The organism is Bacteroides sp. 41_26 (assembly GCF_949740115.1).
Classification (GTDB): Bacteria; Bacteroidota; Bacteroidia; order Bacteroidales; family Bacteroidaceae; genus Bacteroides; species Bacteroides nordii.
Genome location: NZ_CATJGZ010000132.1, coordinates 45,411 through 54,246, shown reverse-complemented (window position 1 = coordinate 54,246; position 8,836 = coordinate 45,411). Strand labels below are relative to the sequence as shown.

Genomic DNA, 8,836 nt, shown 5'->3' with positions numbered 1-8,836 from the left:
TTTCCATGAAGTGATTGGTTCCGATAGCCCAGAAGAAAGACAAACGAGGAGCAAATGCATCGATATCAATACCCGCAGCCGTACCAGCACGAAGGTATTCCAGACCATCGGCCAGTGTATAAGCCAACTCAATATCGGCTGTTGCACCTGCTTCCTGCATGTGATAACCGGAAATAGAGATAGAGTTGAACTTCGGCATCTTCTGCGAAGTATATTCAAAGATATCAGAGATAATCTTCATAGAGAATGCAGGCGGATAAATATAGGTATTACGCACCATGAATTCCTTCAGAATATCATTCTGAATGGTTCCCGCCATCTCTTCCAACTGTGCACCTTGTTCAAGACCGGCATTGATATAGAAAGCCAGAATCGGAAGAACCGCACCATTCATTGTCATAGATACAGACATCTTGTTCAAAGGAATACCATCAAACAGGACTTTCATATTCTCAAGCGAGCAAATAGATACACCGGCTTTACCGACGTCACCTACTACACGTTCGTGATCGGGGTCGTAGCCGCGGTGCGTAGCAAGGTCGAATGCTACCGACAAACCTTTCTGGCCGGAAGCCAGGTTACGACGGTAGAAAGCATTGGATTCTTCGGCAGTAGAGAATCCGGCATACTGACGGATTGTCCAGGGACGAAGGGTGTACATCACTGAATACGGGCCACGCAGATAAGGAGGGAGTCCGGCTGCATATTCCAGATGCTCCATACCTTCAAGGTCTTCTTTTGTATAAACAGGCTTCACACTGATGTGCTCCGGAGTCTTCCAGTTACTTTCGATTCCGTTAGCCTTTTGCCACTCTGCACCGTTAGCGGGCTGAAATGCAGCATATATATCTAAGTTCTTAAAATCTTTTCGCATGTTCTTATTTACAATTTACGATTGAAGTTATTTCTTCAACAACTTAGCGTTAAACTCTTTAAGTGTATCGAGTACGTTGACACGCACATGAATGAAGTTTTCAATACCTGCGGCTTTCAACTCGTCCATGCAAGCAGGAGCACCGGCAACAATGAACATCGCACGGCCATTCACTGCTTTGAAGGCAGGAATAGCATATTCTGCATATTCATCGTCACTGGAACAAAGTACTACAATATCAGCCTTAGCAGCCATTGCAGCCTCCACACCAGCTTCAACCGATTCAAATCCTAAGTTATCAATTACCTCATATCCGGCACAAGCCAGGAAGTTACATGAATATTGTGCACGTGCCTGACGCATAGCCAAGTTACCAATGGTCAACATGAATGCTTTAGGACGTTTTCCGGAAGTCTCCGTTTCAAGACGCAATGCCTCAAACTCACTGGCAGCACGGTCAAAGTTCAGTGTAGCCACCTCTTTTTCGCAGGTATCGTGTCCGCCACAGCAGCATTTTGCTTCTACCGGCTTCTTTTCACCTGCTTTTTCGTTGAAGTTCGGGAACTGATTGGTACCCAACAGGATCTCACGACGCTGTGCTACAGCTTTGTGACGGGCTTTATTACTTTCATTCACAGCAGCCTGTACCGTACCGGCCTTGAGAGCAGCATAGAATCCACCTTCTTCTTCTACAGCCAGGAAAAGTTCCCATGCTTGTCTGGCAATGGATACTGTCAGATTTTCGATATAATAAGAACCTGCAGCCGGGTCAACCACTTTATCAAAGTGAGACTCTTCTTTCAGCAACAATTGCTGATTACGGGCCATACGCTCAGAGAATTCATCCGGAGTTTCATAAGTTTTGTCAAACGGAACAACCGTCATTGAATCTACACCTGCCAAAGCAGCACTCATCGCCTCTGTCTGTGTACGCAGCAAGTTCACATGAGCATCAAACAAAGTGAGGTTGAAAGTAGAAGTTTCGGCATGTACTCGCATCTTAGCAGCGCAACGACATTCGCCGTTTGCCCCTTTATTATCGCAATCGCGCAGACATTCGGGATTATAGAAAGCTACAATATTGGCCCATAGCATACGGGCAGCGCGGAATTTAGCTATTTCAAGAAAGTAATTAGAGCTAATGCCGAAGTTAAATTTGATCTTCTTAGCTACTATGGCAGCAGGTACTCCGGCCTCAGTGAGCTGATTCATATATTCATTACCCCATGCGAGTGCGTAACCCAGCTCCTGAGAGATATAAGCACCTGCATTATTCAGCGAAAGCGCATTTACATTGAGTACGCGATAGAAGGGTAACGGCTGAATAGCTTCAATCAAGGCTTTCGCCGTCTGAACCATATCCCCTTTCTCCTTCCCCCTAGAGAGCATTTTGTTGAAATAGTCAAAGTTGATAGATCCCTGCAACTTCTTCACATCATAATCTTTCTTTTGGAAATAAGCAACCAGAAGATTAGCCAGTTCTACTACATGTCCCTGACAGGTAGAGAAGTTGAGTTCAACACATTCTGCGCAAATATCGTTCAGCAAAGTCTCAATATAAGCTGCATTAAGTTCTTTTGCTTTTACATGGAAAGAGAGAGAGTCGATACCCTTATTCAATATATCAAGTGCCTTGGTATTTGCTTCTTGGGGGGATTCTACTTTAATTTCCTGACGAACCAGCCATTCGTTACTGTCTTTTTTCGTTCCTCTCAGATAAGGAAATTCTCCGGGAAGTGCATCGGTTGTTTTCAATCCTTCAAGGTCTTCCATACGATAGAAAGGTTTTACCTTGAATCCTTCGTTTGTTTTCCAAACGAGTTTCTTCTCAAAATCAGCGCCTTTAAGGTCTGCTGTGACTTTCTCCATCCACTTCTCGGTGGAAACAGGAGAAAAGTCTGAGAAGAGCTTTTCTTTACTGTCTGCCATAGTTTATTGTAAGTTTAAAACAAGATTAATATTATCTTTATCTTAATGAATCTTTCTAAGTGCTGCCAATAGCCTTACAAAGATAGACAAATACTTCTAATGCAATACTTTTTTTAGGGAAAATTCGCACTGCCGGATAGCAAGGTGTCACCAATAAATAAAAGAGAGAATTTGTTTGATTACCTGCTTTGTTATGACTAATTTTGCGGCAATTTTAATAAAAAACTACTATGGATTGGATACAAAGTTTATTATGGGATCCCAGCTCCGTAGCACACATCGTCTTTCTTTATGCCTTTGTGATAGCTGCCGGAGTACTCTTAGGGAAGATTAAAATCTTCGGAGTTTCATTGGGAGTTACCTTTGTTTTGTTCACCGGTATCCTGATGGGACACTTCGGATTTACCGGCGACATACACATTCTGCATTTCATCCGCGAGTTCGGATTGATATTGTTCGTGTTCTGTATCGGCTTACAGGTGGGGCCCAGTTTCTTCTCTTCATTCAAAAAAGGAGGAATGACACTCAATCTGCTTGCTGTAGGTATTGTGGTATTGAATATTGCCGTGGCGTTGACTATCTATTTCATTGCTAACGGCCGTATTGAATTGCCAATGATGGTGGGTATCTTATATGGTGCCGTAACGAATACACCGGGACTTGGTGCTGCACAGGAAGCATTGACACAACTCAACTACAACGGGCCTCAGATAGCCCTGGGATATGCATGTGCTTATCCGTTGGGTGTAGTTGGTATCATTGGTTCCATCATTGCCATTCGTTACCTTTTCCGTATCAACCTTGCGAAAGAGGAAGAAGAACTCAAAAATCAGGATGCTGAACATATGAAACACAAGCCTCATCTGATGAGCCTTGAGGTACGTAATGAATCGATAGACGGCAAAAGACTGATTCAGGTTAAAGATTTCCTTGGACGTCCTTTTGTCTGTTCACGCATCCGGCACGAAGGGCATGTCAGTATTCCCAATCATGAAACCGAATTTCATATGGGTGACCAGGTCTTTATTGTTTGTTCAGAAGAAGATGCAGAGGCTATCATTGCTTTCATTGGAAAAGAGATACAGGTAGACTGGGAAAAACAAGACATGCCGATGGTATCACGCCGTATCCTGATTACCAAATCCGATATAAACGGTAAAGAGTTAGGGGATATGCATTTCCGGAGTATGTTCGGAGTGAACATTACCCGCGTCAACCGTTCGGGTATGGACTTGTTTGCCGACCCGCATCTTACTTTACAGGTAGGTGACCGCGTCATGGTAGTAGGCCAGCAGGATGCTGTAGATCGCGTGGCAAGTGTACTTGGTAACTCTCTGAAGCGTCTGGATCATCCGAATATCGTGACTATCTTCGTAGGTATTTTCCTGGGTATCTTCCTGGGTAGTCTGCCGATTGCTTTCCCGGGTATGCCAACGCCGGTAAAACTTGGTTTGGCAGGTGGTCCGCTGGTGGTAGCCATTCTGATCGGCCGTTTTGGATACAAACTTCATCTGGTTACTTATACAACGATGAGTGCCAACCTGATGCTGCGTGAGATAGGTATTGTATTATTCCTGGCCAGTGTAGGTATCGAAGCGGGAGCAAACTTCGTACATACGGTGGTAGAAGGAGACGGTTTATTGTATGTGGGCTATGGCTTCCTCATTACCGTTATTCCATTGCTGATTATCGGTGCAATTGCACGTCTATATTATAAGGTGAATTATTTCACACTAATGGGGCTTATTGCCGGTAGTAACACCGACCCTCCCGCATTGGCTTATTCCAATCAGGCTTCAAATAATGATGCACCTGCCGTGGGATACTCTACTGTCTATCCGCTAACTATGTTCCTGCGTATTCTGGCGGGGCAAATGATATTACTGCTGATGATGTGATTATTTAATTGACAGTGGACAGTTGACAATTGACAGCTACTATGCAGCATGATAGCGCAGCTAACTGTCAATTGTCAATTGTCAACTGTCAATTCGACTATAGTTTCAGTTTCCTGGCAACGAACTCTTCTATAAACCTTACCGTTTCTTCAACGCCTAACACAGAAGAATCAATGCAAAGATGATAGGTTGCTGCTGCTCCCCAGGTTTTATAGCTATAATAGTTATAATATTCCGAACGCTTCTTATCCGCCTTCTCCATCATTCCTTCAGCATCTTCTTCACTGATGCCATGTATGCTTCGAAGCCGCGCGATACGGTCTTCTTTCGATGCAGATATAAAGATGTTGACACAACGAGGATGTTCACGCAGAATATAATCGGCACAGCGTCCGACGAATAGGCAGGATTTGGTTGCCGCCAGATTACGGATAACATCACTCTGAATTTTAAAGAGAGCATCATTGCTCAGACAATTGGTACAGGGCATAGCCCCGTCACTGATAAAAGGAAAGCGCATCCCAAACAATCCGCCTATAATGCCTTGCGAAGCCTTCTCATCGGCTTTCTCGAAGAACTCCCGGCAAAGTCCACTCTCTTCCGAAGCGAGATTAATCAACTCTTTATCATAAAAGTCGATTCCTAACCGGGCTGCCAGCCTCTCGCCTATATCTTTTCCGCCACTACCTAACTGACGACCGATATTAATAACATAATTACTACTCATAGTATATTTGTATATTGGTTCTGAAGCAAACATACGGAATATTTCTGAAAAGAAGAAAAATAATGTGCTAATTATTCAATGTGCCAATATGCCAATTGGCTGCGCTGTGGCGGAGCATTGCTTAGTGCATAAGTGATCCGAAATGAATCAGTTCACCACAGAGGACACGGAGGGCACAGAGATATTATTTTCTCTGATAAAACGCGGATAATCATAGAATTCTAAGACCTGCGCAAATATTTGTGCAGGTCTTAGAATTCTGTGTTTCAATAAAGATTTAAACTCTGTGCCCTCTGCGACCTCTGTGGTGAAATACCATACAGAAATGAACTATAATTTACCACATCTTGTTTTTCACTATCGATTCGGATTATTTATTACCAAATGGTAACTTTTCTCTCCATTTCTTGCCATACCTTTGCAGTATGAAAAAGAAAGAGAATATAGAAATGAAGGACAGTATCGACTTTGGGAGCATGGATATCTCCAGGTTGTTCCGTAAGTTATTAATACCAACAGTATTAGGGATGGTTTTCTCCGCTGTATTTGTAATAACAGATGGGATCTTTGTAGGCAAAGGTATAGGAAGCGACGCACTGGCAGCTGTAAATATTACTGCCCCTCTGTTTATGATTACTACCGGAGTAGGGTTAATGTTTGGGGTGGGAGCTTCTGTAGTTGCATCCATCCACTTATCGCACGGTAAACGTAAAGTAGCAGGTATTAATATCACACAGGCACTTGTGTTTTCATCTTTGCTGATACTTATCTTATCGGCACTTTGTTACTATTTCGTAGAACCGGTAGGCAGATTATTAGGAAGCTCGGAACGACTGTTGCCGCTGGTAGTAGAATACATGAACTGGTATGTCCCGTTCCTCACCTTCTATCTGTTGCTCAATGCAGGTATGTTCTTTGTGCGCCTGGATGGAGCGCCCAACTATGCCATGTGGTGTAATGCCATTGCGGCAGTTAGCAATATCGTACTCGATTACGTCTTTATTTTCATCTTCGGATGGGGATTGATGGGAGCGGCATTTGCCACAAGTTTGGGAACAATGATAGGAGGATTGATGATACTTATTTATCTGCTGCGTTTCTCGCGAACCTTCAGGCTTTATCCCATTAAGTTGAGCCGGAAAAGCAGGCAGTTGACTTTCCGCAACATCGGTTATATGGTAAAGTTAGGTTCCTCGGCATTCGTCAGTGAGGCCTCGATAGCCTGCATGATGTTTTTAGGCAATTATGTATTTATCCGTCATTTAGGCGAAGACGGGGTAGCAGCCTTCAGTATCGTTTGCTATTTCTTCCCCATTATATTTATGGTGTACAATGCCATTGCACAATCGGCACAACCCATTATAAGTTACAACTTCGGAGCAGGCAGCAGCAAGCGAGTAGAGCAAACCTTCCGACTCTCTATAAAGACCGCCCTTTTTTGCGGCATCTGCTTTTTTATAGTAACCGTTTTGTGCAACCGCAACATTGTGTCGTTATTTATCGACCGCAGCTATGGTGCTTATGACATCGCTGTAGCAGGAATACCATACTTCGCTATCGGATACATCTTTTTTGCCTTCAACATTGTGGGCATTGGTTATTACCAAAGCATCGAACGGGCACACAGGGCTACGATTATCACCCTGCTGCGTGGTGTGGTATTTATGTTCATCGGCTTTCTGGCATTGCCTCATTTCTTTGGAGTGCCAGGCATTTGGCTGGCTGTTCCGTTGGCCGAACTATTGACTTTTCTCTATATTGTAGCAATTTATCTGAAAGATCGTTTCTTGTCCCACCGGGGAAATGTATCTTTGCAGCATGGAAACGTTTGAAGAGAAATTCCGGAACAGATATCAACTGTCTGAAGCAGATATATCAGCATTGCTGAGCCACATGGAAGAGGTACGGTTTAAAAAGAAAGAGGTAATTGTTCAGGAAGGAACAAAGAATACAAATCTCTATCTTATAAAAGAAGGTATCTGGCGGGGGCATTATCTAAAGGATGGCGTAGATACCAGTATATGGTTTGCCTCGAAGGGAGAAGCAGCTTTCTCTGTATGGGGATACGCAGATAACTCTTATTCACAAATAAGCATAGAGGCGATGTCTGACAGCATCGCCTATTGCATTTCAAAAACTGCATTAAATGAGTTGTATTCTACTTCTATCGGTCTGGCCAACCTGGGCAGACGGCTCATGGAACACCAGTTGCTGACTACGGAAAACTGGCTGATCAGCGCCGGCAGCCCAAGAGCCAAAGAACGGTACCTGACACTCATAAAAGAAACGCCGGAATTGTTGCTGCATGTACCGTTGAAGTACATTGCATCGTATCTATGGATCACACCACAATCATTAAGCCGAATAAGGGCGGGGATAGGAAAGGGGAAATAAGAACCTCTTTATTAAAGCTGTTCTATCTCTTCTCTTGTTAAGCCGGATATTTGGGTAATGGTTTCGACGGGTAAATTGAGCGCTTTCATATTACGCGCAATAGCTCTTTTCTCTTCCTGCCGTCCTTCCAACCGTCCTTCCAACCGTCCTTCCTGTAAGCCTTTCTCTCTTCCTTCCTGCAAGCCTTCTTCTCTTCCTTCCTGCAAACCCTCAAGTTTAGCGGTTCCCAACACATCATTTTGTATCATGATTGCGTCGATATGCCTGTCATAGGCTTGTCTGTCGGCTGGCTCCATATTATAATAGATCAGTTTCTTTCGTGCCTCTTCCAATCCCGGTGCTTTGGTGTCGGGACGGATACTGCCGGTTTTGAGATACTCTATCCACTCTTCCAGCGGAGTGACAGCTACTTTATTGAACTCATTGACACGGATAAGGAAATACTCCGGGAATATTTCGGCCGGTAGTTTACGCACAATGGCTCCTTTCTCTTTAGTGGTCACTTGCAGAAAATCTCCGGTATGTACGCCTACAAAAGCATTCTGACCATGATAGAGATAGTCATTACCCTGGCCTATGTCAAAATAGAGAATACTGATAGAGTATACTTTTTTGACGTCGGAGTAGATACTGCCCAGCTCAATGTGTTCGGTTATGGCTTTCGCCACTCCATATAGAATGCGTTCCAAGTAGTAGAGTTCACGAGTATTTTGTATCTCAACAATGATAATCTCATCCTTACTATTGCGGGCTTTGATGTCTACCCGGTTGAATTTATCTTCTTCACTTTGCTGGTTGCTTTCGCTTTCAAGTATCTCCAGAATATGAATATCCTCGCCCAATAGTACGGTAAGAAACCCTTCGAGCACGCCAAAATTGGCTTTGTTCCTGAGTAAGCGCTTCGCTGCCCAGTCAAATCGGATGTATCTGTCTTTCTGTCCCATAATGATCCTTCTTTTCACTTTCTACAAAGATACGCATTAATCGGAAAGAATGCAGAAGAAGAGAAGAAAA

The 8,836-nt window shown here is 43.7% G+C and carries 7 protein-coding genes; 3 read left to right on the top strand and 4 right to left on the bottom strand.

Features of this window, described 5'->3' with window-relative positions:
- Positions 1-874: methylmalonyl-CoA mutase family protein (locus tag QX565_RS19940; protein WP_289294101.1), on the bottom strand; the 874-nt coding region annotated here is incomplete at its 3' end.
- A gap of 27 nt (positions 875-901) precedes the next feature.
- The gene (mutA, locus tag QX565_RS19935) at positions 902-2,803 is read right to left on the bottom strand and encodes a methylmalonyl-CoA mutase small subunit (protein ID WP_289294099.1); all 1,902 of its coding nucleotides are present in this window, start codon (positions 2,801-2,803) and stop codon (positions 902-904) included.
- Between the two features lie 230 nt (positions 2,804-3,033).
- Here mutA and QX565_RS19930 point away from each other — a divergent pair, with 230 nt between their 5' ends.
- Positions 3,034-4,701, top strand: coding sequence for a putative transporter (locus tag QX565_RS19930; protein ID WP_221649545.1), 1,668 nt, complete (start codon positions 3,034-3,036; stop codon positions 4,699-4,701).
- Between the two features lie 97 nt (positions 4,702-4,798).
- Here QX565_RS19930 and QX565_RS19925 read toward each other — a convergent pair whose 3' ends face one another.
- The gene (locus tag QX565_RS19925; RefSeq protein ID WP_025866722.1) at positions 4,799-5,461 is read right to left on the bottom strand and encodes a cytidylate kinase-like family protein; all 663 of its coding nucleotides are present in this window, start codon (positions 5,459-5,461) and stop codon (positions 4,799-4,801) included.
- Between the two features lie 416 nt (positions 5,462-5,877).
- Here QX565_RS19925 and QX565_RS19920 point away from each other — a divergent pair, with 416 nt between their 5' ends.
- Both QX565_RS19920 and QX565_RS19915 read left to right on the top strand, forming a co-directional pair.
- Complete coding sequence (locus tag QX565_RS19920) at positions 5,878-7,260, top strand: MATE family efflux transporter (protein WP_289294104.1); 1,383 nt, start codon at positions 5,878-5,880, stop codon at positions 7,258-7,260.
- On the top strand, positions 7,247-7,822 hold the full coding sequence (locus QX565_RS19915; RefSeq protein WP_195350749.1) for a Crp/Fnr family transcriptional regulator: 576 nt from the start codon (positions 7,247-7,249) through the stop codon (positions 7,820-7,822). Before QX565_RS19920 ends, QX565_RS19915 begins: the two co-directional genes overlap by 14 nt.
- Positions 7,823-7,833: 11 nt before the next feature.
- On the opposite strand, the gene QX565_RS19910 is transcribed toward QX565_RS19915, so the two are convergent.
- On the bottom strand, positions 7,834-8,766 hold the full coding sequence (locus QX565_RS19910) for an Rpn family recombination-promoting nuclease/putative transposase (protein WP_195350747.1): 933 nt from the start codon (positions 8,764-8,766) through the stop codon (positions 7,834-7,836).
- Between the last annotated feature and the right edge of the window lie 70 nt (positions 8,767-8,836).